Here is a 22536-nt window from a genome sequence, read left to right as displayed (position 1 = left end):
ATGACCACCACACTATTGCGCATCGCTACCGCCGGTTCGGTCGATGACGGCAAGTCCACCCTCGTGGGCCGCCTGCTCCATGACGCCAAGGCCATCCTCGCCGACTCGCTCGACGACCTGGCGCGTACCAGCGCGGAACGGGGATTCGGCGGGGCCGAAGGGACCCTGGACCTGGCGCTGGTCACCGACGGGCTGCGCGCCGAACGCGAGCAGGGCATCACCATCGACGTGGCCTACCGCTACTTCTCCACCGACAAGCGGTCCTTCATCTTGGCCGATTGCCCCGGACACGTGCAGTACACCCGCAACACCGTCACCGGCGCGTCGACCGCAGACGCGGCGATCGTGCTGGTTGACGCGAGGAACGGCGTGCTGGAGCAGACCCGGCGCCACCTTGGCGTGCTCGCCTTGCTGCGGGTTCCGCAGCTGGTCATCGCCGTGAACAAGATGGACCTGATCGACTGGGACGAAGCGGCCTTCAGCCAGATCGAGGCCGAAGTACTCGCGCTCGCCGGAGAACTCGGCCTGAAATCAACCACTGTCATCCCGGTCTCCGCGCTTCAGGGAGATAACATCGTCGATCCTTCGGCTTCCGCGGACTGGTATGCCGGCCCGACTTTGCTGGGGCTGCTCGAAGACATCGAGCCACGGCTCGGCGGAGGCACTGCCCGTCTGGATGTCCAGTACGTGATCCGCCCGCAGGGCGCCTTGGCTCCAGGCCTGGACCCGGAAGCGTACCGCGACTACCGCGGATATGCCGGAACTCTAGTTGATGGCAGCTTGGCCGTGGGGGAATCCGTGCAGGTGCTCTCCAACGGCCAGCCCGTGAGCAGCCGGATCAAGGCCATCAGCACCCCTGCTGGTACCGCGCACAGCGCCCAGGCCGGCGACGCCATCGTTGTCGAGCTGGAGACCGACTTGGATATTGCCCGCGGCGACACCATCGTCGCCGGCGAACTGCCAACGGCGCACCGGGAGTTCCAGGCGAACATCTGCGTATTAGATCCAGTGAAGCTCACTAACGGCCAACGGCTGTTGATCAAGCACGGTACCAAGGTCGCTGCAGCCAAGCTGTCGACCATCGACTATGTCATCAACGTGGCCGACTATTCGCAGCAGCCCGCCCAGTCCTTGGAGCTCAACGACCTGGGCCGGATTACCTTGCGCAGCCAGGCAGCATTGGCTATCGAACAGTACGCCACCTCGCGCACTGGCGGAAGCTTCCTGCTGATCGATCCAGCTACGGGGCGCACCCTTGCGGCGGGGATCATCGAGGAAAATAATGAAGCAGCCTGATGTTGGCCAGCCAACAGGAAACCAAGGGAGGGTCCGGCTGACGGCTCATGGGCAGAAGACCGGCTTCCGAGGACGCTTCCTCGGGCTAGCGGCGGTCGGAGCATTGAGCGCAGTTGCTGTGGCGACGACGTTTCTTCCAGGACCAAATGAAGTACCAGCACAGGCGGCAAATCACGGACCGGCAGATGAGCTGAAGGTTGGCTATTTCGCCAACCTCACCCATGCCCCGGCCTTGATCGCCCAGTCCGAAGGTCTTCTCCAAGATCTCCTTGAAGAAGACGGTACCCGTGTCCAAAGCCAGATATTCAACGCGGGACCGGCAGCCGTAGAAGCTTTGAACTCGGGGGCCATCGACGCCGCGTATCTGGGGCCAAACCCAGCGTTGAACAGCTACCTGTCCAGCCATGGCGAGTCTTTGAACGTGGTGTCCGGCGTCGCCTACGGCGGAGCCAGCCTGGTTGTGGACAAGAAGATCACTGAGCCCGAGGAACTGGCCGGCAGCAATCTGGCCAGCCCGCAGTTCGGCGGAACCCAGGATGTTGCCTTGCGCAGCTACCTGAAGGGTCTGAGCTTGAAGCAGGACGCCACAGTGACCCCGAGCTCCAACGGAACCGTCGCACAGCTTTTTGGCCGCGGTGAAATTGATGGCGCTTGGCTTCCGGAGCCCTACGCATCATTGCTAGTCGAGAAGGACGGGGGACACCGCTTGGTGAATGAAGCCGAGCTCTGGCCCGACGGCAAGTTCCCGACCACGGTTCTGGTGGTCTCCAAGGAATTCATGGCTAGCCATCCGCAAACCGTGCAGAAGCTAGTCGATGCAAATACCCAAGCCATCGATTGGCTCAATCACGCGGACGAAAAACAAAAGTTGGGGGCTGTGCAAAAAGCTTTGGTCGAAGCCAACGGAAGTTCTTTTGACGAATCAGTGATCGCTGAAGCCTTGAAGCAGGTGCACTTCAGCGAGGACCCACTGCCTGAAACCTACCAGTCACTCGTGGACCACGCATTAGCCGTGGGAGTGGGGTCTGGCGGTAACGCAGACGGACTCGTGGATAAGCGTTTTCTTGACCAGCAGGAGAAGTAATGGGAGTACGGCTGAATGAAGTTTCCCTGAGCTATCCAGGAACTGGCTTGGTCATAGATCGCCTTAGTGCAGAAATTGAAGACGGAGAGTTTATCGCTGTCTTGGGGGCCTCAGGCTGCGGCAAGTCGTCCTTGCTCAACATGATTGCTGGGCTACTGGCGCCAAGCTCCGGTTGGCTTGAAGTACCTGAAGACGGCGCGGCATTCATGTTCCAGGATGCCAACCTCCTGCCGTGGCTGACTGCCAGCGAGAATGTTGACTTGGCGCTCAAGCTCGCGGGGAAGCCAGCTCCGGAACGCCAGCAACGCGTGGAGGAACTGCTCAACCTCGTTCAGCTGGGGCATGCAAGCGAGAAGAAGCCGCATGAACTTTCTGGCGGCATGCGCCAACGCGTCGCTTTGGCCAGGGCTTTGGCTCAGGACCGCCAGGTTTTGTTGATGGATGAGCCATTTGCCGCCCTGGACGCCATCACGCGTGACATGCTCCATGAGCAGTTGCGGGCCTTGTGGAGGCAGACGGGCAAGACCATCATCTTCGTCACCCACAATGTGCGTGAGGCGATTCGACTCTCCGGCCGCATTCTGGTGCTCTCTTCGCACCCTGGGCGCATCCTGGAGACTCGCCGGATCACCGGCGAACTACGCAATAACCCAGCCGAGGCCGCCGCATTGGCCGATGAACTAACCACAATTCTCAGAAAGGAGCAACGGAAACATGAGCTCACTGACAGAATCTCGAACTAGGTTCAAACCCGTGCGCGTTATCAAGCTACGCCCGAACAACCAGCTCGATTCATGGGTTGCCCCCTTGCTCACTGTGGTTGTACTTCTGAGCATGTGGCAAATTATTTCCTGGGCAAGCCCACTGCGCGAAGACCTTTTCCCCGGTCCACTGGCTGTCGCGGCTAAGCTTCCGCAATTGCTGGCGGATGGATCATTGGTTGCGGCCGTGGGCAATTCGTTGTTCCGGGCAGTGAGCGGGTTCGCGATTGCCGTGATTATTTCCACCCCACTGGCGTTGTTGCTGGCGCATCAGCCGCTGTTGCGCAAGGGGGTGGGGCCATTGGTATCGGCCATGCAGGTATTGCCGTCCATTGCGTGGGTCCCCGCGGCAATCATTCTTTTTGGCTTGAGCGATGCGACCATCTACACGGTTCTGCTGCTCGGCGCGATTCCATCCATCATCAATGGCCTGCTCGCCGGAATCGACATGATTCCAGCGCAGTACAAGTCCTTGTCCAAGGTGCTCGGTGCCTCCAAGTGGGAGCATGTGCTGCACATTGAGCTGCCAGCTGCCATGCCAGGGTATGTAGCCGGACTGCGTCAGGGCTGGGCCTTTGCTTGGCGTTCGTTGATGGCTGCCGAATTGATTGCGGTGGGCGGTTCGCTGGCCCTAGGCGTCGGTTCACTGCTGCAACGGGGTCGCGATCTGGCAGACCTGCCATTGGTCATGCTGGTGATCTTGACCATCCTGCTGGTGGGTGTGCTGATCGAATTAGTATTTTTTGCTCCGATTGAACGCAAGCTGTTGCGCGATCGAGGAATGACCCGAACGGGAGAAAACAATGGCTAAAGGGCATATCACCCTGATTGGCGGTGGACCGGGGGATCCCGAGCTGATTACCATCGCCGGCTATAAGGCCCTGCTTGCCGCGGAAGTGGTTTTGGCCGACAAGCTGGGACCTACCGCGTTGCTGGCAGAACTTTCCGATGACGTGGTTGTCGTCGATGTGGGCAAGTCACCAGGCTGCCACGTCAAAACCCAGGATGAAACCAATGAATTACTGGTCAAGTACGCTTTAGAGGGTAAGCGGGTAGTTCGCCTCAAAGGTGGCGACCCGTTTGTACTTGGACGCGGCGGCGAGGAACTGCTCTACGCCGCGAAATACGGGATCCCTACGCGTGTGATTCCGGGCATTACCAGTGCAGTCTCCGTGCCCATGGCCGCTGGCATTCCCGTCACGCACCGGGGAATTGCGGCCGGTTTTACCGTAGTCAGCGGCCACAGCGAACTCGCGGACGTGCCGATCCGCTCCGATCACACCCTTGCGGTGCTGATGGGAGTATCGAATTTGCCACAAATTGTTGAGACATTGCTTACCCGTGGTTTACCGTCAAGTACACCGATTGCGATAGTTGAGCGAGGTTACTCACAGACGCAGCGCACAACTATCGGTACGCTAGAAGGGATAGTAAAGCGCGCCCGCAAGGCCGCAGTGGCGAATCCGGCCGTTATCGTTATTGGTGACGTCGTTCGGCTAGCCCCGGAAGCCTCCGACCAACTGGTAGACCTCCTGCCGCTAGAGAATGCCGATGCCACCGCGCCGGCCTCATTCGTTGACTAAGAAAGAGAAGTTGTTTGATGAGTGAAATTATCGTCCCTGAGCACCTCAATTCCCGGGCGCTGCGTGTTGCCATCGTTGGTGCCGGTCCGGCCGGCATCTACGCCGCTGACCTGCTCAACAAGAGCCAGCCGGTCGCATCGGGCGAACTGAAGCTGCACGTTGATCTCTTTGACGAGCTTCCTACGCCATTCGGTCTGATCCGCTACGGAGTTTCCCCGGATCACCCGCGTATCAAGGGCATCATCAACGCCCTGCACAAGGTGCTGGACAACGACTGGATCGACTTCTACGGCAACGTCGGCTTGGGTCGCGACATCTCGCTGGAAGACCTGCATACCCGTTACGACGCAGTGATCATCTCCACCGGTGCCCAGAAGGACGCAGACCTGAACATCCCAGGTGTCGATCTTGAAGGGTCCTTCGGAGGCGCCGACTTCGTGTCCTGGTATGACGCACACCCAGATGTTGACAAGAACTGGGACCTGTCCGCCAAGGAAGTTGCTGTCATTGGCAACGGCAACGTTGCCCTGGACGTGGCCCGCATCCTTTCCAAGCATGCTGACCAGCTGCTGGAAACCGAAATCCCTGAGCACATCTACGAGCAGCTGAATGACTCGGCCGTCACCGATGTGCATGTCTTCGGCCGCCGTGGCCCGGCCCAGGTGAAGTTCACCCCGCTGGAACTGCGCGAACTCTCGCACTCCAAGGACGTTGACATCGTCCTGTACCCAGAGGACTTCGAGTTCGACAAGGCTTCGGATGAAGCCATGAAGACCAATAACCAGACCAAGACCATGGTCTCCACCTTGACCAACTGGCTGATCGAGCAGGAAGAGCGCGAAGAAGCCCCAAGCGCCTCGCGCCGCTTGCACCTGCACTTCCTGCAGTCGCCAGTCGAGGTACTGGGCGAAGAAGGCAAGGTCACCGGCTTGAAGGTGGAGCGCAACGAGCTCGACGGAAATGGCGGCGCCCGCGGCACCGGCGAATTCGTCGAGTACCCGCTGCAGGCCATCTACCGTGCCGTCGGCTACTTCGGTTCGGCAGTCAACGACATCGAATACGACGGTGCCAAGGGCGTTTTGCCCAACGTGGAAGGCCGCGTGCTGAACGCGTCCGGCGCCCACGTTCCCGGCCTGTATGCCACTGGCTGGATCAAGCGTGGCCCGATTGGGCTGATTGGCCACACCAAGGGCGACGCCCTGGAGACCATTACCCACTTGCTTGAAGACCTCACTAAGCTGGCGCAGCCGGATTCTTCCCAGAAGATCTCGGAACTGCTCGAAAGCCGCGGCGTGAACTTCTCCAACTGGGATGGCTGGAAGAACTTGGACGCACACGAGAAGGAACTGGGCGCCGCAGCCGGCACCGTTTCCACTCGCTTCGGCGAGATCACTCGCGACCGCGTCAAAGTCGTAGAGCGCGAAGCGATGATGGAATTCTCTTCGGCAAAAAAATTGGTTGAGAGCCTGTAAGTTTCACCCCGGGCTCTAGCAACTATGGGCGGTGTCCCTCGGCAAATTTGCCGAGGGACACTGCCCATTGCTGTACCTGGCGCAGGTGTCAGCTGAGTAGGGTGTTCCAAAGATAATCTTCGCCGACAACAGGGATGCAGTAGTCACGTGCTTTCTTGGCCTTGCCGGAGAGAGAATCAGGATCCGCGGCCACCAGCAAGGCTACTTTCTTGGTGATCGCGCGATGAGGGGTGAATCCTGCGGACGCAAGCTGAGCTTCAATCTCCGAACGCGGACGAGTCATATCGCCGGTGAGCACCACCATGGCGCCGAGATCGATCTGATGATTGCCCTGAGGCTCGCGGCTGGGTTCATTAACTTCGGAAGCCACCGGCGCCACCTTGGCTACCTCGATTCGCTGCGGCGGAAGTCCTAGCAATCCGATGACCTCCGCCAGATCGGCTAGTTCGTCTTCGGTCAGTACGCCATCGGACCAAGCCGTTGCGACAAGCTGTTGGAAGTACAGTTCGTGCAATCTCAGCGCTTGGTGCTTATCCAAACCAATTTCAGTGGCGGCCTGGAGCAGCTGGGCTTCTTCATGGGCTGATACGTAGCGGTCCATCAAAGCTAAATCCAGTACGGCCAAGTAGTTCTCCTCCGTAGCCGTGCCCGAAAATTCCGGCAAGCGGGCCGCAAGCTTTTCCAGGAAGTGCCCGGCGGATTCAGCTCTGTATTGGGACCGCTTAACTGGAACGACGCGCGAGCGCGGCGTGGAATCAAACCACCGCTCTGCCGAGGCTAAACGCAGTCGTCCGTCCCATTCTGGTTCATCGGGATCCAGTTCCATGTAGCGCGAAAGCAATGTCGCTGTGGCCGTCGCATCTCCCACTGCGCTGTGAGCCTGTTGCAACTCGATGCCAAAGGAATCGCAGCAGTCTTGAAGCGAGCGGCCTGCGCCTTGAAGGTAGCGGTGGGACATTCGCATGGTGCACATTCCTTGCGCCAGGAAGGTCTCGGGCACCGGCAGGCCGCACTTGCGGAATTCAGCCTCAAGGAATCTGGAATCGAATGAAAGATTGTGTGCCACGAGCACTGTGCCCGATAGCCTCCAATGCAGTTCTTCTGCCAGGTCCTTGAAGCTGGGCGCATCGAGCACATCGCGGCTCTGGATGCCATGGATTGATTGCTTGCCAAGATCGCGTTGCGGGTTGATCAGTGTTTCCCACGAGTCGACAATCGTGCCCTGCCGGTTCATGGTGACTATCGCAATTTCGGCGATGCGGTCGTTCCCTCCGGGGAACAGGCCGGTGGTTTCGGTATCCACGATGGAAAAGAATTCGTCGCTCATGACCGCTCCTGGGAGAAAGATTGTTAGTTCAATCTATAGCAGCAGCGGATCATTTTATCCTTAGCCAAGTGGCCAATCTTGGGGTCCTGGCAGCGGGTGCCAGAAGCGCGTGCGAACTCGGCCCAGACGATCGTCGTCTGGGCCGAGTTTCAGTTCCGCTGTGGTACTTCGCTGGGCTAGCCGGCCAGCTCAACCTTTTGGGTTGGCTTCTGAGCGCCGACACTCCGGCGCAGCATGATGAACAGCAAGATCATGCCTGCGGTGATCGACATGTGGCCAAGGCCGGCGATGCCCGAGATCATCTTGGAAGACTCAACGCCTAGTACGGTCATGATGCCGTGGGTGAGCTGCATGCCCGCGGTTAGGATCACGCCCGCGTTGTAGGTGCCCATGAACCACGCGAAGAGCTTGCGGTGCTGGCTCAGGCCGAAGGCCTTTTCCAGAAGGAGCACCAGCAGCAAGATGATGAAGCCCAGCACCAACAGGTGGGTGTGGACTACGGAGAGCTGGGTCCACTGGCCTTCAGGGAAGTCGTTCAACTTGGTGAATTCACGGTAGAAAAGACCGGAAGCTACACCGAGGACCATGTAGGCGAAGGAGAAATTCACGAGCTTACGCATTGATTTTGTTTTCTTTCTGAACGGTTGGTTCTGCAGTTGCTTCTGCAGCGGAGGAAGTTGTGCCGAAGAGTGGATGCTTGCCTGATCCCAGGACTGCGAACAGCGCCGGAAGCAGCAGGGTGCGAACGACGAAGGTGTCCAGCAGGACGCCGAGTCCGACGATCAGGCCGAGCTGACCGAGGACGGTCAGCGGCAAGGTCGCCAGGGCGGCGAACACGCCTGCGAGCACGAGCCCGGCACTGGTGATGACCGAGCCGGTGCGGCTTGCTGCCAATACAACTGCCTCGTGCAGTTCCAACTCCTGTGCATCCTGTCGGACTCGCTGGGTCAGGAATATCGTGTAGTCCACGCCGAGCGCTACCAAGAAGACGAAGGCCAAGAGCGGAACTTGGACATCCAGCGCGTCAGCCTCGAAGACGACTGAGGAAACCAGCGAACCCAGGCCAACGGCGGCGGCCGCACTCAGCAGGTTAACCAATCCCAAGGCCAGGGCAGTGCGCCATGAGCGGGTGAGCCAGCCGAGCATCACGAAGCAGATCACCATGATCAGCGGAGCAACCACGTACAGGTCACGCAGGTGCATCTGATGGGAATCCAGTTGTTCTGCGCTCTGTCCGCCGATGAGAACCTGGCCGTCGTTGTCACGAGCCGCGACGTCGCGCAGCTGCTCAACCAAGTCCAGAGCCTTTGCCGAGCTGGTATCAACGTCCGAAATCACGGAGAACTGCTGCCACGATGTCGTCCCTAGCTGGCTGGCCTCGCCGACCCGTTTCACGTTCTCGACACGGGCGAACTCATCTCGCAATGCGTCGGTCCCAGTGCTCTGCGCCAGGACGGTAATCGGCTGAGTTTCCCCGGCTGGGAAATGGTCTGCCAGCTGTTCCATCGCGCTGGAGGATTCGGTTGCCGTGCGGAACTGCTGGGTTTGATCCAGGCCAATACGGGTACCGGTGAGTGCGCCGGCAAGAACCAGGAGCAAGACCGCCAGCGCGGTGAGGTTCAGGCCTGGGCGATTCATCACGGAGCGAGCTGCGCGACCGAAGAAGTTTTCCTTCATGGCTTCCTGCCCAGGACGGGGAATCAAGGGCCAGAATGCATTGCGGCCGCACATAGCCAAGACCGGAGGCAAAAGGAATAGTGCGAAGATCGCGGCGATCAGCAAGCCAGCGGCGCAAACGATGCCCAAACCGCGCGTATCTTCCATGACAGCCAGGCCTAGAGTGAGCAGCGCCAAGACCACTGTCAGGTTCGAAGTAAGGATGGCTTCGAAGCTGGATGTCCAGGCCTTGGATAGTGCCTGACGATGATCAGGATTCTTATGCAGTTCATCGCGGTAACGCGAGATCAACAGCAAGGCGTAGTTAGTGCCTGCGCCGAATACCAATACGCTGAGCACCCCGGAATCGAAACTCAGGTCGAAAGCGTTGGCAAGCACATTGGCCACCAATGAAGCGCTACGGTCGGCAATGGCCACAACAGCCAACGGGATCAACCACAGTACCGGAGAGCGGTAGGTCAAGATCAGCAGTACAGCAACGACTGCGACCGTGACAGCTAGGAGAGTGAAGTCAGCGCCGGCAAATGCATTGGTGATATCAACGGCAAAGGCGGTAGCCCCGGTGACCTGAAGCTGCAGCCCTTCGGATGGGTGAGCCTGGATCCAGTCGCGAATCGCAGTGAGCGTTTCACGGTCGGCCTCGTCGGAAGTCGTATTCCAGGAGAGCGGGACCATAGCCGCCTGCTGGTCCTCGCTGGCCATGGTGCGGCCGGCAGCGACTTTCGCTGCGTGGCTCAGAGCCTCTGCTTGGCGATCAAGCGTGGTGCTGTCATTGGCGCTGAGCACTCCGGCATCGGCACGACTGGCCACCAGCAGGGCGGAGGTTTTGGATTCGCTGGTGTTCGCGTCGATCAGCTGGGCTACCTTGGCTGAATCCGAGTCGCCAACCAGCGAGCTGGCTGAACGGGCGGGAGCCTCAACGCTGCTCAGCGCACCAAAGAGGACGAGAACTGCTGCAAAGATGCCGGCTGCCCAAATGCGAGCGCCTCGGCGGCTGGTCAGCGAATGGCCGACTCGGGAAATAACTGGAACTTTCATAGTTCCAGTTAATGAGATTTTGCAGGTCAATCCATCGTGGAAAGGGGTGAATAAAAGTTCAACCGAAAGGTTGAGACAGCTTTTGGCTTGTCTTCCGATGGTCCGCGAAACCTAGAGCAAACCGTGGTCTTTCGCCTTGTTGATGGCATCGGTGCGGCTGGAGGCTTGCAGCTTGTCGAAGATATGCACCAGGTGGGTCTTGACCGTTGCTTCAGAAACGAAAAGCGCCTTGGCGATCTGCTTATTTCCTGCACCGGTTGCTAATTGGACCAGCACGTCTTTCTCCCGTGCAGTCAGCTCGATCTTCGGGCGCCGCATGCCTTCAACAACACGCTGGGTCATCTCCGGGGCCAGCACCATGTGCCCGGCTGCTGCTTGGCGAATGGACTCCACGATGGTTTGTGCGCTGACATCTTTGAGCAGATAGCCGGCAGCTCCAGCTTCGATGCAGGCCAGCACCTCCGAGTCCTTGTCGAAGGTGGTCAGGATCAGCACGTAGGGCGGCTTGGCCAACTTTCTAATGGCTGCCGTGGTCTGCGCGCCATTCATCCCTGCCCCTAGGCGCAGATCGCAAAGCACCACATCCACAGGGTTTTCCTTTACGAAACCTACTGCCTCTTCGCCGCTGGAAGCCTCGCCGATGACGCAGATGTCTTCATAGTTTTCAAAGAGCGCCCGCAACCCCGTGCGAACGATGGGATGGTCATCGACCAAGAGGATGCGGATCATGAATCGTCCTTTGCGGCGTGAATCGGAAGATGAGCGCACAGTGCTGTGCCTTCACCGGGGGAGCTTTCGACGTCTAATCCGCCACCAAGCTCTCGAAGGCGCTGAGTCATGGCGTTCAGGCCGAACCCGCCAGCCTCGGTGCTGGTCTGCATACGACCGGCATGAGTGGTAAATCCAACGCCGTCATCCACAATGTCCAAACGTACCTCATCGCCACTGCAGCTCAAGCTGAGGGCAACGATTGAAGCATGAGCATGGCGAAGGACGTTGGATAGTGCCGACTGCGCTGTGCGCAGCAAAGCAATCTGCACACTTGGGTCCAAGGCGGGCAGTCCCGGTTCAATATCCAGCCGGGTATCGACGTTCGCATCTGCTTTGAAATTCTCCAAGATGCGGTCTAAGGCCCCAGCCAGTGCTTGCGAATCCAGCTCGGCAGGTGCGAGCGCTGCGATGATGCGACGCAAGTCGGTCAGCGCCTGTCCGGAAAGCTCATCGATGCGATCCAATGCTTTCTCGGCTGCATCCGATTCCTTGGATGCTTCTGCTGCCTTGGCATGCAGCCCGATGGAGGAAAGCTGCTGTGCGACGGTGTCATGGATTTCGCGTGCTAGACGCGTGCGTTCTGCGGCAATACCGGCCTCATGCTGCGACCTTGCAAGTTCTTCTTGAAGATCCGCCATTTCTTGCTGGGCACGGACCAGGGAATTCACTAGAGAGGTACGCACCTGGGCATCGCGTTCCATCTGCAGGTAACCGCGGGAGATGCCCCAAGCAAATAGGCCGCCGACTAATGGACCTGCTATCGCTGCAACGCTCAGCTGTGCATGGTGCAGGTAGGGAGCGAGCAGGGTAAAGGCGTAGACCACCACTGACCACAATATTGATGGGAGGAATGGCAGCTGGTGGCCCAATAGTAGCCAAAGGCTGAAGGCCAGCCACATGAATTCAGCTGAAACGAAGAGGCTTGCTATCCAGATCCCTAGCAGGAGTGCCAGCCACCAAGTGGGCTCAGCGAAGACTCCAACCTTGGCCTGGGGAATGAAGCCTGCGCTGTACCAACTGGCGAAAAGTATTGAGACGAGGACCGCGGGTAGAACAGCGTCATGCGCTGAAACCTGTCGCAGCAGCGCGATGGCAAGGAGGATCGCCGTCACCAGGTGCTGTCCCCAACGCAACACCCTTGGTGAGGCGAAGGAGTGCTGTTGATTCGGTGTGTCCAACCGTTGCGGCTCGGAAGTGCTCATGAATGCCAGCCTACTAAAGGCTGCTCATGGCAATTGATCGGTAAGTATTACCAATTGAGCTGTCGCTCGCGTCATGGCCACGTATCTGCGTACTGCTCCGCTGCGGTCCCCGCCGAAGTTCTCCGGTTGATAGACGAGTACCAGATCGAATTCCAGGCCTTTAGCGCACTCGGGCGAAAGGACGCGGACTCGGTCCGAGGCGCGGAATCCAGGGAATCCAATCACCGCAGCGGTGCCTTCACTATTCTCGGCCAACCATTGGTCCAAGATTTTCTCGAGCTTTGCGGGCTGGTCATACCGTACCGGCGCACCGTCCGAGCGCAAGGATCGAGGCACGTTGGCTTCGGGCATCCGGGGCAGGATCTGTTCCGCAGCAGCTTCCATGATCTGTGCCGTGCTGCGGTAGTTGACCCGCAACCGGGATATGGAGATGTCGCGAATGCCTATTCTCGTTAGACGCTGTTCCCACGTCGTGTTGAAATCTTCAACAGCTTGTGCCCTATCGCCCACAATGGTCAGGCTTCCTGATGGGCAACGGCGTTGGATCATTGCCCATTGGGCATCGGTCAGGTCCTGGGCTTCATCGATGATTACGTGTGAGAACGGCCCGTCGAAACTTTCCGAGGCCAGCGGGGTATCCAAGCTCAAGTTGAGCAGCTGCTCCTGAAGATCGTGGTGCATGAGTTGCGATGTCAGATCTTCTTTGTCATCAGCCGATGCAACCAGATCGTCTATGACGTTCTTCCACCTATTTCGCTCAGCACGGGTTCGTGACTGTTCTTCACGATCCCTGGATTCGCTCTCCGGGTCTCCGATCAGATAGCGGGAAAAATCTATCAGCGGAATATCTGATGTTGTCCATAAGCCTGAACGTGAGTTGGCAAGCAGCCTGTCGATCTCCTCTTCGCCAAGCTCGACGCCGCTATACCGCAGCAATGCAGGGGTCGAATACAAGGCCTGCAAGAGATTCAGCGGATCCAAGACCGGCCAATATTCATTTAGCAGCGTACCGAGCGCTGCGCTTCGGGCAGCATCCGCGCGCAGTTGCGGCTCAGCGCCAGCGCTGTTGGCTATGTGGGGGAGTAGCTGGTCAATAAGGGCCTCGCGTAATTGGATGCGCGCTTCGTTGTGTGGAGTCGCGCGATCGATCATGCCGACTGCATCGCGCCACAGTTGCGGAGTCACCGTGGCTTCTATTTCGCCAAGGTCAAGCAGCACCTCGGTGGCGGGTGGCTCTTCGAAGACACCCACAGCTCTCTTGACCGCGCTCAACATGGCCGCACCGGATTTAATGCGGTGAACTCCAGAATCTTTTTCCGCGGGCAATTCATCGCCTATCGAAACTATGTTCGAAAGTGTGGAGATGAGAACATCGCCTTCGCCCAAGTTCGGAAGAATGTCGGATACGTAGGCGGAATAGGCTTCATGCGGACTCACTACCAGCACCTTGCCTCCTTGGCTACGCAGGCGTGGATCCGCGTACAGCAAATAGGCGGCGCGATGCAGGGCCACCACCGTCTTGCCGGTGCCAGGGCCGCCATCAACCACCAGGGCTCCATGTGAGCTGCTGCGGATAATCGCATCCTGATCCGACTGGATCGTTGAAAGCACGTCCTGCATTTTTGGTGAGCGCTTACTGCCGAGGGATGCGAGAAATGATGAATGGTCATCCAAGCGGGCGTGGGATTGCAACTGGGAAGAATCAAACACTTCGTCCCAATAGTCGGTAATGAGCTGTCGGCGCCAACGGTAGCGACGACGCATCGACAGTCCGTAGTCCTTCTCATGCGTCGCAGCGAAAAATGGTTCTGCCGCCGGGGTGCGCCAGTCAAGCATCAGCTGTTTGCCACGCTCATCACTCAAACCAGCTCGTCCGATGTATAGGCGCTCGCCGGTTTCCGCCTCTTGCATGTACCCCAAGCAGGCGTACGGTCCCATGAGGTCCAACTGGCGCAACCGCTGAGCCAATTCGTTGAGTTCAACGTCGCGCTGCAGGGATTGCTGCAGGGTCCCCGCCTGGTCCTTGCCTCGTGCGGCGATGCGCTCAATCATTTCTGAGCGGAGTTCTTGAATGCGCGAGGCGATTTCCGATAGCCGTTGCTGGTCCTGCTGGGTGTCTTCCGCGAGTTCGGGCGCGGAATTTTGCTGGACGGTATCGAAGTAGCTGGTGTTCGAAGTTTTAGCAGGCACGCGGGCTCCCTGATCTGGATGGTTCTTGTGGGGAAGCTATCGATTATGGACCATGGGTGGGGCCTTGCGGCAAGGCCCCCTCAACGCGCTATCCTGAAAATGCAGTAAGTGGAGATTTGCTTGTGCAACCCGCTGGTCAAGTTAGCTTCGTTCCCCGGACTGTGAGCCTGAGCTCACTTGCTATCTCTCGGGATCTAGGGAATTTTCACCACGCGCATCACGCGGTACGATAGAAGGACTGCGGCTTTGATCCGGCTATCACCGGTGAGTCTTCGGAAGAACAGCGAACTTCATGTTCGCCCAGTAGAACCGAACGGGACCAGCCCGTCACAGCTGAAGATAAGGGATTCTCCACCATCTCGGTGGGGGATAAGCGGGGTGGTACCGCGGCGTTATCGCCGTCCTCGTAGGCAAGGATTTATCGACCCTACGCTTGAAGGACGGCCCATTCGATGAGCTTCTACCCGAAGGTCACTACAGACCCAACCGGTTCGACCCCGGCTTCACCGCGATTCCCAGATCTTGAGAAGCGCGTCCTCGAATACTGGAAGAACGATGACACTTTCCAGGCCTCCATTGACCAGCGCGAGGGCGAAGAATTCGTCTTCTACGATGGCCCTCCGTTCGCCAACGGCCTGCCGCACTACGGCCACCTGCTCACCGGCTACGTCAAGGACCTGGTAGCGCGCTACCAGACCCAGCGCGGCAAGCGCGTCGAGCGCCGCTTCGGCTGGGATACCCACGGCCTGCCAGCCGAGCTGGAAGCCATGAAGCAGCTGGGCATGACGGACAAGAAGCAGATCGAAGCCATGGGCATCGACAAGTTCAACGATGCCTGCCGCACCTCGGTGATGAAGTACGCCGACGAGTGGAAGCAGTACGTGAACCGCCAGGCCCGCTGGGTCGACTTCGAAAACGACTACAAGACCCTGAACGTCGAGTTCATGGAATCGGTCATCTGGGCCTTCAAGCAGCTTTCGGACAAGGGCCTGACCTACCAGGGCTTCCGCGTGCTCCCGTACTGCTGGAAGGACGAGACCCCGCTGTCCAACCACGAGCTGCGCATGGATGACGACGTCTACAAGAACCGCCAGGACCAGACCGTCACCGTCGGCTTCACCATCCTTGCCGGCGACACCGAGGTGTCCAAGGCCCTTGCCGGTGTGCAGGCCCTGGCCTGGACCACCACTCCATGGACCCTGCCCACCAACGCCGCGCTGGCCGTGCACCCGGCGATCGAATACGTCGTGGTCCCTGCCGGGGAGGCGGGCGTGAAGGCTTCGGCCGCCGCCGGCCCATTCCTGCTGGCCAAGGACCTGCTCGGCTCCTACGCCAAGGACCTGGGCTACAAGGACGCCAAGGAAGCCGCCGCGGCGATCACCGCCACCTACTCCGGTGCCGACCTGGCCGGCGTGCGCTACGCGCCGCTGTGGGATACCTACACCGACACGGAGAAGTACGGCACCGAGAACGCCTGGCAGATCGTCACCGCCGACTACGTCACCGTGGGCGATGGCACCGGCATCGTGCACCAGGCCCCGGCCTACGGCGAGGATGACCAGAAGGTCTGCGAAGAGCACGGCATCCCGGTAATCCTCTCCGTGGACGAGGGCGCCAAGTTCCTCTCCGTCTTTGCCGGCGGCCCGCTGAACGACATTGCCGGCGTGCAGGTCTTCGACGCGAACAAGACCATCACCAACGTGCTCAAGGACGAAGCCAAGCTGGTCAAGCAGGCTTCCTACGAGCACTCCTACCCGCACTGCTGGCGCTGCCGCACCCCGCTGATCTACCGCGCGATCTCCTCGTGGTACGTCGAGGTCTCCAAGTTCAAGGACCGCATGGTCGAGCTGAACGAGCAGATCAACTGGATCCCGGGCAACGTCAAGCACGGCCAGTTCGGCAAGTGGCTGGAAAACGCCCGCGACTGGTCCATCTCGCGCAACCGCTACTGGGGTTCGCCGATCCCGGTCTGGGAATGCTCGGGAGCGGAGTGCACCCACCGCGAAGTCTTCGGCTCGCTCCAGGAAATGAAGGACTTCTTCGGCCGCCTGCCGCTGAACCACGAAGGCCAGCCGGATCTGCACCGCCCGTTCATCGACGAGCTGACCAAGGCGCACGAAGGCTGTGCCGAGTCCGGCACCCTCACCCGCGTGGAAGACGTGCTCGATGTCTGGTTCGACTCCGGGTCGATGCCGTACGCCCAGGTGCACTACCCGTTCAACAACCAGGAATGGTTCGATTCCGGCCACCACCCAGCGGACTTCATCGTCGAGTACATCGGCCAGACCCGCGGCTGGTTCTACACCATGCACGTGCTCTCCACCGCGCTGTTCGACCGCCCGGCCTACACCAACGTGATCTCCCACGGCATCGTGCTTGGCTCGGACGGGCAGAAGATGTCCAAGTCCCTGCGCAACTACCCGGATGTCACCGAGGTACTGGACCGCGACGGCTCCGACGCGATGCGCTGGTTCCTGATGGCTTCGCCAATCCTGCGCGGCGGCAACCTGGTGGTCACCGAGCAGGGCATCCGCGATGGCGTGCGCCAGGTGCTGCTGCCGCTGTGGAACGTCTGGCACTTCTTCAACCTGTACACCAACTCCGCCAACAACGGGGCCGGATACGAGGCCAAGCGCTCGATGGACTCCACCGACCCGCTGGACCAGTACATGCTGGCCGCCACCGGCCAGCTGGTGCGCGAGGTCACCGAAGCACTGGATGCCTACGAGGTTTCCGATGCCGCCGAGGCGGTGCGCCACTACATGGACACCCTGACCAACTGGTACGTGCGCCGTTCGCGCCAGCGTTTCTTCGATGAAGACACCCAGGCCTTCGACACCCTGTACACCGCGCTGGAAACCCTGGTGAAGGTCACCGCCTCGCTGCTGCCGCTGGCCAGCGAAGAGATCTTCCGCGGGCTGACCGGCGAGCGTTCGGTGCACCTGGCTGACTGGCCAGAAGCCAGCGAGTTCCCAACCGACGCCGCGTTGCTGGAAACCATGGAAACCACCCGCAAGATCTGCTCCGTGGGCTCCTCGCTGCGCAAGGCCAAGAACCTGCGCGTGCGCCTTCCGCTGGCCGAGCTGAAGGTCGTGCTCACCGGCGCTGCCCGCCTGGAGGGCACCTACGCTTCGATCATCAAGGACGAGCTGAACCTGAAGGCGGTGACCCTGATCGACGCCGAAGGCGTCGACGCAGCCAGCTACGGCATCAGCCAGCAGCTGGTAGTGAACGCCCGCGCCGCCGGTCCACGCCTGGGCAAGAACGTGCAGCAGGCGATCAAGGGCGCCAAGTCCGGGGACTGGTCCGTCACCAACGGCGTTGTCACCGCGGGCGGCCTGGAGTTGGCCGAGGGCGAATACACCCTGGACACCGTGGTGGATGCGGCAGGCGAAATTGCCGCAGCAGTCATCGACGGCGGCTTCCTGGTACTGGACACCGAGGTCACCGAGGCACTGGCTGCCGAGGGCACCGCACGCGACATGATCCGCTCCATCCAGTCCGCCCGCAAGGACGCGGACCTGCAGGTTTCGGACCGCATCCACACCGTGATCACCGCCAGCGCGGCCACCATCGCGGCGCTGGAAGCCAACCGCGAGCTGGTGGCCGGCGAAACCCTGACCGCGCAGCTGGAACTTCTCGCCGATGAATCGGTGGACGGCGAGCAGGTCACCGTGGCCAAGCTGGATACTGACAAAGTCGAGGCCAACTAGTGAGCGAACTGGACCGTGTCTACGCGCAACTGCTTTCCCGGGCCCCGGAAAACAAGATGGAACCGCGCATGGAGCCGATGTTCCGCGCGATGCAGATCCTTGGCGAGCCGAACAAGGCCTGCCCGGTCATCCACATCACCGGCACCAACGGCAAGACCTCGACCGCACGCATGATCGAGTCGCTGCTGATGGCGCACGACTTGCGCACCGGCCGCTACTCTTCGCCCCACCTGATCTCGGTCACCGAGCGCATCGCCATTGACGGTGCCCCGGTAGACGATGAGACCTTCGTGCGCGTCTGGGATGAGATCAGCCCGTTCCTCCAGATCGTGGACGCCGAGCTCGTCGAGCGCGGCGAGAACAAGCTGACCTACTTCGAGGCTGTCACCATCCTGGCCTTCGCGGTTTTCGCTGAAGTCCCGGTCGACGTCGTGGTGCTCGAGGTTGGTTTGGGCGGCATCACCGATGCCACCAACGTGGCCGATGCCGATGTTTCGGTGATCACCCCGATCTCCCTGGACCACACCGATCTGCTGGGGGACACCCCGGGCGAGATTGCCGAAGAAAAGGTCGGCATCCTCAAGCCCGGCGGCTACCTGGTCTCTTCGGTGCAGCCGGTGGACGCCGCCGATGTGCTGCTGGCTCGCGCCCGCGAGCTTGAGGTGCAGGCAGCTTTCGACACCCTGGACTTCAAGCTCTTGGAACGCCAGCACGGTGTGGGCGGGCAGCTGCTGTCCATCCAGGGCCAAGCCGCGCGCTACGACGAGATCTTCCTGCCTCTGTTCGGTGCCCACCAGGCGCAGAACGCCACCGTGGCCCTGGCCGCGGTGGAGGCCTTCCTGGGCGGCGGCCAGCGCGAGCTGAATGCCGATCTGGTCCGCGACGGCTTCGCCGCCGCCACCAGCCCTGGCCGGCTGGAACTGGTCCGTGCGGCACCGAGCATCCTGGTGGATGCCGGCCACAACCCGGACGGCATCCGCGTCACCGCAGAGGCGATCAAGGAGTCCTTCGGCTTCACCCGCCTGGTGCTGATGGTTGGCATCTTGCAGGAGAAGGACGCCGAAGCCATGCTCTACACCATGCGCGAGGAGTACGGGGACATGGTCGAGGACATCTGCATCACCCAGTCTTCCTCGCCGCGTGCCATCCCGGCCGGAGAGCTGTCCACCATGGCGATCGATGCTGGATGGCCGGAAGAGGACATCCACGTCACCGAAAACCTGGAAGACGCCATCGAGTGGTCGGTGGGCCGCGCCGAGGCAGGCAATGACCTTTCCGGCGGCGTGCTGGTCACCGGTTCGATTACACTGGTGGGCGAGATTTCACTGTTGCTCAAGGGAGGCGAATCCTGATGGCCAAACTCACCCGTGCCCAGCGCGAGTGGCGTCCTGGGATGAAGAAGAAGCAGCGCTCCACGAAAATGATGTTCGCATCAACCGTGCTGGTCTGCGAGGCGCTGCTGGCGGTGTTCGTCACCCTCGCTGCCTTCGGGCTCAAGCGCGGCGGCGAACCGGTGGTCGTGCTCAGCCTCGGCGCTGCCGTGGCACTGCTGTGCATCTTCAACTGCGCCCTGCTGGGCAAGAAGATCGGCTACATCATCGGCTGGATCCTGCAGGTAGTGTTCTTCCTGTGCGGCTTCATCCTGCCGGATATGTTCTACCTAGCAGCGGCCTTCGCCCTGTGCTGGTGGTATGCGCTGTACAAGGGCGAGGAAATCGACGCGGTGAACAAGCGCCGCGCCGCCGCCCAAGAAGCCTGGGAAAAAGCCAACCCCGAGCAAGCCTGAGAACCTAAGAAAAACATCAACGATACGAAGAGGTAGTCACATGACTGAACGTACCCTGATCCTGGTCAAGCCAGATGGCGTCAAGCGCGGTCTGACCGGACAGATCCTTGCCCGCATTGAAGCCAAGGGCTACACCATTGCCAAGCTGCAGCAGCTGGAAGCTACTCGCGAGCTGCTCGCCGAGCACTATGCAGAGCACGAAGGCAAGCCATTCTACGAGCCGCTGGTTGAGTTCATGCTCTCCGGCCCAGTGGTAGCGATCGTGGCTGAGGGCCAGGGCGTCATCCCCGGCTTCCGCTCGCTGGCAGGCACCACCGACCCGACCACCGCTGCTCCGGGCACCATCCGTGGTGACTTCGGCCGCGACTGGGGCCTGAAGGTCCAGCAGAACCTGGTCCACGGCTCGGACTCCGTCGAGTCCGCAGAGCGCGAGATCGGCATCTGGTTCGGCAAGTAGGCCGAAACGCAAAAATCCCGGCAGTTGGAAACTGCCGGGATTTTTCTTGCCTAAAAGCGGATCCTAGAACCAGTCATCCAAACTGTCCTGGGCGAGCATAGCTCCTTGCGGGCCAGCTGGGTGCTGCACCGAACTTCCGAGCGCCTGCGCGGTCGAGTCCAGCGGCAGCTGCTCTGCAGCACCGATCCTGACCACCTGATGGTGATCGGCGATAGGGCCGACTATGTGCGAAAGATACTTATCTGCTCCGTCATTGCTGAATTCCAGCACGTGGATACCTCCCAGTCTTCAGTGCGCGTTAGCGCATTGATTGCGGGCGAAGCCTGGCGCGGGGTTTTCCCTGTCGGGGAAAACGGAGACATGCAGCAAAACTTCTCAAGGCGCTTGCGCATCCCGCGTCGCTCCACTTCCATCACTTCAGTCACATTAAACACACAAACCACATCCACGGCAACGTGGGATTCGGTCTCCGGGGCTTGTTCCCAGCGCGAAAACCCCGTGAAGCCGGGGCTGGATGGGTGCATGAACTCCTTGAGAATTAATTGGAAATAATTCGATCAACAGCATTTAAGCGGCAAAAGGAAGGGGCGCCCCTGACGTGCAGGAGCGCCCCAGCCGCAGCAGCTACTCGGATTCCTTGGCGGATTCCTTGTGCTGTTCCTTGGCCTCGAGCTTCTCGAAAGCTGCTTCCTCTTCGCTGATCTCGACTTCAGACTTGATGTCCTCGCTGGCTTCGGCCACCGCATCGGATTTGTCGCGCCCGGTCCACACCTTGATCACGGCCCATGAAGCGGCGACCAGCGGCACCGACAGGACGGCGCCAACGATGCCAGCCAGGACGGTGCCTGCGGTCAGTGCCATCAAGACGACCAATGCATGCAGGCTCAGGGCGTTGGCCATGACTACCGGCTGCAGGAAGTTGCCCTCCAGCTGGTTCACCAGGATCACCGCAGCAAGCACGATCAGTGCCACCACTGGTCCGTTGGTAACCAAAGCGATCAGCGTGGCCAGGATGCCGGCAACGGTGGCACCTACCATCGGAACGAACGAACCGAGGAAGACGATGACGCCTAGCGGGATGGCCAGCGGAACCTGCACGATCAACAGCGTCGCGGTGATGCCCAAGGCATCCACCGCGGCCACGGTGGCGGTACCGCGGATGTAGCCGCCGAAGGTGCGCAGTGCGCGGTCACCGGAAAGAATCCACTTGTTGCGGTAGTGGCGCGGAGTCCAAGACACGGCAAAGGCCCAGATCTTGTCGCCGTCCTTCAGGAAGAAGAACAGGATCACCAGGAGCAGGATCAAGCCGGTCACGAAGCTGCCAGCGGCGCTAAGCGTGTTCAAGGCGCCGGTGCCGAACTGGGAACTGGTCAGGAAGCCGGTTACCGTTTCCACGACATTATCGATCTGGCTCTGGTCGACGTTGAACGGCATCGTGCCGATGAAGCCCTGAACCATGTCGTTGAGCTGGTTGAAGCCCTCGACAGCTTGGTCAACGAGCTTTGGCCATTCCTTGATGACCGAGAAGACCAGGCCGGTGCCGATGCCTCCTAGGATCAGTAGGGATCCGAGGAAAACGATCCATGCTGCCAGCATCGGGGAAACAACCTTGCGCAGCTTGACCACCAGCGGCCACAACGCACAGGAAATGATGACGGCCAGCAACGTCGGGATCACGATCATGGTCAAGCGGAGCATGCCGATGATGAGGAATGTCGCCAGCGCGCCAACTACCAGTAGCTGGGCGCTTCGAATGCCTAGGCGTCCTAGCAAGTCGGTCCACAGGCTGGTGACGGTGAAATCGGGTTTGGCATCCTTGGCCGGAACGCGGTGGTGCTCGGCAGGTGTCGGCTTGTCGTCTTGAGGTTGCTTTTTCAACAACGCGGCGGGCCTGACCTTACGGAAAAAAGCCATAGTCGCTCCTTGTAGCTGGTTCTGATAGCTCTAACAATAGGCTAACGACTTGATAAGGTCCTGAGGCAACACCGAAAGGCTGATTTTTTGGCGTTCGCAGGGGCTCGAAACCAGTTTTTGCCCCTGAAGGCAATGGTTCTGACACCCACGGGCTGATTTCCCAGGCGCATGGGTGCCGGGGAAGGCTTTGCGGCCTCCGCCACTGCGATGCTGCCCGGATTCGAGTAAATCCGCTTTTGATGTGCAGTGTTGCGATAAACGCCAG

Annotated in this window: 18 protein-coding genes; 10 read left to right on the top strand and 8 right to left on the bottom strand. The window is 60.1% G+C overall.

Translation table 11 applies throughout. The features are described 5' to 3' along the window. From ACRDT3_RS00595 to ACRDT3_RS00570, 6 genes are read left to right on the top strand one after another with little or no spacing between them, the layout of a single operon-like run. Window positions 1–1296 carry a sulfate adenylyltransferase subunit 1 gene (locus tag ACRDT3_RS00595; RefSeq protein ID WP_431491105.1) on the top strand — a complete coding sequence of 432 codons (1296 nt, stop codon included), beginning with the start codon at window positions 1–3 and terminating at the stop codon, window positions 1294–1296. Further along, window positions 1283–2380, top strand: a complete 1098-nt coding sequence (locus ACRDT3_RS00590) for an ABC transporter substrate-binding protein (RefSeq protein ID WP_431491104.1) — start codon at window positions 1283–1285, stop codon at window positions 2378–2380. Before ACRDT3_RS00595 ends, ACRDT3_RS00590 begins: the two co-directional genes overlap by 14 nt. Further along, complete coding sequence (locus ACRDT3_RS00585) at window positions 2380–3123, top strand: ABC transporter ATP-binding protein (RefSeq protein ID WP_431491103.1); 744 nt, start codon at window positions 2380–2382, stop codon at window positions 3121–3123. The genes ACRDT3_RS00590 and ACRDT3_RS00585 overlap by 1 nt, the downstream gene beginning before the upstream one ends. Before the next feature lie 10 nt (window positions 3124–3133). Then, a complete protein-coding gene (locus ACRDT3_RS00580; protein ID WP_431491102.1) occupies window positions 3134–3952 on the top strand; it encodes an ABC transporter permease in 819 nt (272 codons plus the stop codon). Then, window positions 3945–4724, top strand: coding sequence for a uroporphyrinogen-III C-methyltransferase (gene cobA / locus ACRDT3_RS00575; RefSeq protein ID WP_431491101.1), 780 nt, complete (start codon window positions 3945–3947; stop codon window positions 4722–4724). The genes ACRDT3_RS00580 and cobA overlap by 8 nt, the downstream gene beginning before the upstream one ends. A 17-nt stretch (window positions 4725–4741) precedes the next feature. Then, the gene (locus tag ACRDT3_RS00570; RefSeq protein WP_431491100.1) at window positions 4742–6196 is read left to right on the top strand and encodes an FAD-dependent oxidoreductase; all 1455 of its coding nucleotides are present in this window, start codon (window positions 4742–4744) and stop codon (window positions 6194–6196) included. Between the two features lie 88 nt (window positions 6197–6284). Here ACRDT3_RS00570 and ACRDT3_RS00565 read toward each other — a convergent pair whose 3' ends face one another. The 6 genes from ACRDT3_RS00565 to helR all read right to left on the bottom strand — a co-directional run bounded on the left by ACRDT3_RS00565 (window position 6285) and on the right by helR (window position 14401). Next, window positions 6285–7523, bottom strand: coding sequence for an exonuclease domain-containing protein (locus ACRDT3_RS00565; protein ID WP_431491099.1), 1239 nt, complete (start codon window positions 7521–7523; stop codon window positions 6285–6287). Between the two features lie 176 nt (window positions 7524–7699). Further along, a complete protein-coding gene (locus ACRDT3_RS00560) occupies window positions 7700–8143 on the bottom strand; it encodes a DUF2871 domain-containing protein (RefSeq protein WP_431491098.1) in 444 nt (147 codons plus the stop codon). Beyond that, window positions 8136–10238, bottom strand: a complete 2103-nt coding sequence (locus tag ACRDT3_RS00555; RefSeq protein WP_431491097.1) for an MMPL family transporter — start codon at window positions 10236–10238, stop codon at window positions 8136–8138. Before ACRDT3_RS00555 ends, ACRDT3_RS00560 begins: the two co-directional genes overlap by 8 nt. 111 nt (window positions 10239–10349) lie before the next feature. Continuing rightward, window positions 10350–10967, bottom strand: a complete 618-nt coding sequence (locus tag ACRDT3_RS00550; protein ID WP_431491096.1) for a response regulator — start codon at window positions 10965–10967, stop codon at window positions 10350–10352. After that, entirely contained in the window at window positions 10964–12211 is a 1248-nt protein-coding gene (locus tag ACRDT3_RS00545; protein ID WP_431491095.1) for a sensor histidine kinase, read from the bottom strand. Before ACRDT3_RS00545 ends, ACRDT3_RS00550 begins: the two co-directional genes overlap by 4 nt. A gap of 24 nt (window positions 12212–12235) precedes the next feature. Next, window positions 12236–14401 carry an RNA polymerase recycling motor ATPase HelR gene (gene helR / locus ACRDT3_RS00540; protein WP_431491094.1) on the bottom strand — a complete coding sequence of 722 codons (2166 nt, stop codon included), beginning with the start codon at window positions 14399–14401 and terminating at the stop codon, window positions 12236–12238. A gap of 452 nt (window positions 14402–14853) precedes the next feature. On the opposite strand from helR, the gene ileS reads away from it, so the two are divergent. The 4 genes from ileS to ndk are packed head-to-tail and all read left to right on the top strand — an operon-like array spanning window position 14854 to window position 20357. Then, on the top strand, window positions 14854–18114 hold the full coding sequence (gene ileS / locus ACRDT3_RS00535) for an isoleucine--tRNA ligase (RefSeq protein ID WP_431491093.1): 3261 nt from the start codon (window positions 14854–14856) through the stop codon (window positions 18112–18114). A gap of 56 nt (window positions 18115–18170) precedes the next feature. After that, window positions 18171–19466, top strand: coding sequence for a bifunctional folylpolyglutamate synthase/dihydrofolate synthase (locus tag ACRDT3_RS00530; protein ID WP_431491378.1), 1296 nt, complete (start codon window positions 18171–18173; stop codon window positions 19464–19466). Next, complete coding sequence (locus ACRDT3_RS00525; protein ID WP_431491092.1) at window positions 19466–19900, top strand: DUF4233 domain-containing protein; 435 nt, start codon at window positions 19466–19468, stop codon at window positions 19898–19900. The genes ACRDT3_RS00530 and ACRDT3_RS00525 overlap by 1 nt, the downstream gene beginning before the upstream one ends. A 40-nt stretch (window positions 19901–19940) precedes the next feature. Continuing rightward, on the top strand, window positions 19941–20357 hold the full coding sequence (gene ndk, locus ACRDT3_RS00520) for a nucleoside-diphosphate kinase (RefSeq protein WP_133833263.1): 417 nt from the start codon (window positions 19941–19943) through the stop codon (window positions 20355–20357). Window positions 20358–20420: 63 nt separating this feature from the next. On the opposite strand, the gene ACRDT3_RS00515 is transcribed toward ndk, so the two are convergent. Both ACRDT3_RS00515 and ACRDT3_RS00510 read right to left on the bottom strand, forming a co-directional pair. After that, on the bottom strand, window positions 20421–20627 hold the full coding sequence (locus ACRDT3_RS00515; protein ID WP_431491091.1) for a hypothetical protein: 207 nt from the start codon (window positions 20625–20627) through the stop codon (window positions 20421–20423). Window positions 20628–20981: 354 nt separating this feature from the next. Then, window positions 20982–22271, bottom strand: a complete 1290-nt coding sequence (locus tag ACRDT3_RS00510) for an AI-2E family transporter (protein WP_431491090.1) — start codon at window positions 22269–22271, stop codon at window positions 20982–20984. Window positions 22272–22536 lie beyond the last annotated feature (265 nt).

The organism is Glutamicibacter sp. (assembly GCF_050701915.1).
Taxonomy (GTDB): domain Bacteria; phylum Actinomycetota; class Actinomycetes; order Actinomycetales; family Micrococcaceae; genus Glutamicibacter.
This window is presented reverse-complemented; position numbering and strand designations above follow the sequence as displayed.

Coding starts and splice junctions, on each gene's coding strand:
- ACRDT3_RS00510 (WP_431491090.1), bottom strand. CDS start 22,271: ATGGCTTTTTTCCGTAAGGTCAGGCCCGCCGCGTTGTTGAAAAAGCAA.
- ACRDT3_RS00565 (WP_431491099.1), bottom strand. CDS start 7,523: ATGAGCGACGAATTCTTTTCCATCGTGGATACCGAAACCACCGGCCTG.
- ndk (WP_133833263.1), top strand. CDS start 19,941: ATGACTGAACGTACCCTGATCCTGGTCAAGCCAGATGGCGTCAAGCGC.
- ACRDT3_RS00590 (WP_431491104.1), top strand. CDS start 1,283: ATGAAGCAGCCTGATGTTGGCCAGCCAACAGGAAACCAAGGGAGGGTC.
- ACRDT3_RS00530 (WP_431491378.1), top strand. CDS start 18,171: ATGGAACCGCGCATGGAGCCGATGTTCCGCGCGATGCAGATCCTTGGC.
- cobA (WP_431491101.1), top strand. CDS start 3,945: ATGGCTAAAGGGCATATCACCCTGATTGGCGGTGGACCGGGGGATCCC.
- ACRDT3_RS00595 (WP_431491105.1), top strand. CDS start 1: ATGACCACCACACTATTGCGCATCGCTACCGCCGGTTCGGTCGATGAC.
- ileS (WP_431491093.1), top strand. CDS start 14,854: ATGAGCTTCTACCCGAAGGTCACTACAGACCCAACCGGTTCGACCCCG.
- ACRDT3_RS00570 (WP_431491100.1), top strand. CDS start 4,742: ATGAGTGAAATTATCGTCCCTGAGCACCTCAATTCCCGGGCGCTGCGT.
- ACRDT3_RS00560 (WP_431491098.1), bottom strand. CDS start 8,143: ATGCGTAAGCTCGTGAATTTCTCCTTCGCCTACATGGTCCTCGGTGTA.
- ACRDT3_RS00585 (WP_431491103.1), top strand. CDS start 2,380: ATGGGAGTACGGCTGAATGAAGTTTCCCTGAGCTATCCAGGAACTGGC.
- ACRDT3_RS00545 (WP_431491095.1), bottom strand. CDS start 12,211: ATGAGCACTTCCGAGCCGCAACGGTTGGACACACCGAATCAACAGCAC.
- ACRDT3_RS00555 (WP_431491097.1), bottom strand. CDS start 10,238: ATGAAAGTTCCAGTTATTTCCCGAGTCGGCCATTCGCTGACCAGCCGC.
- ACRDT3_RS00525 (WP_431491092.1), top strand. CDS start 19,466: ATGGCCAAACTCACCCGTGCCCAGCGCGAGTGGCGTCCTGGGATGAAG.
- ACRDT3_RS00550 (WP_431491096.1), bottom strand. CDS start 10,967: ATGATCCGCATCCTCTTGGTCGATGACCATCCCATCGTTCGCACGGGG.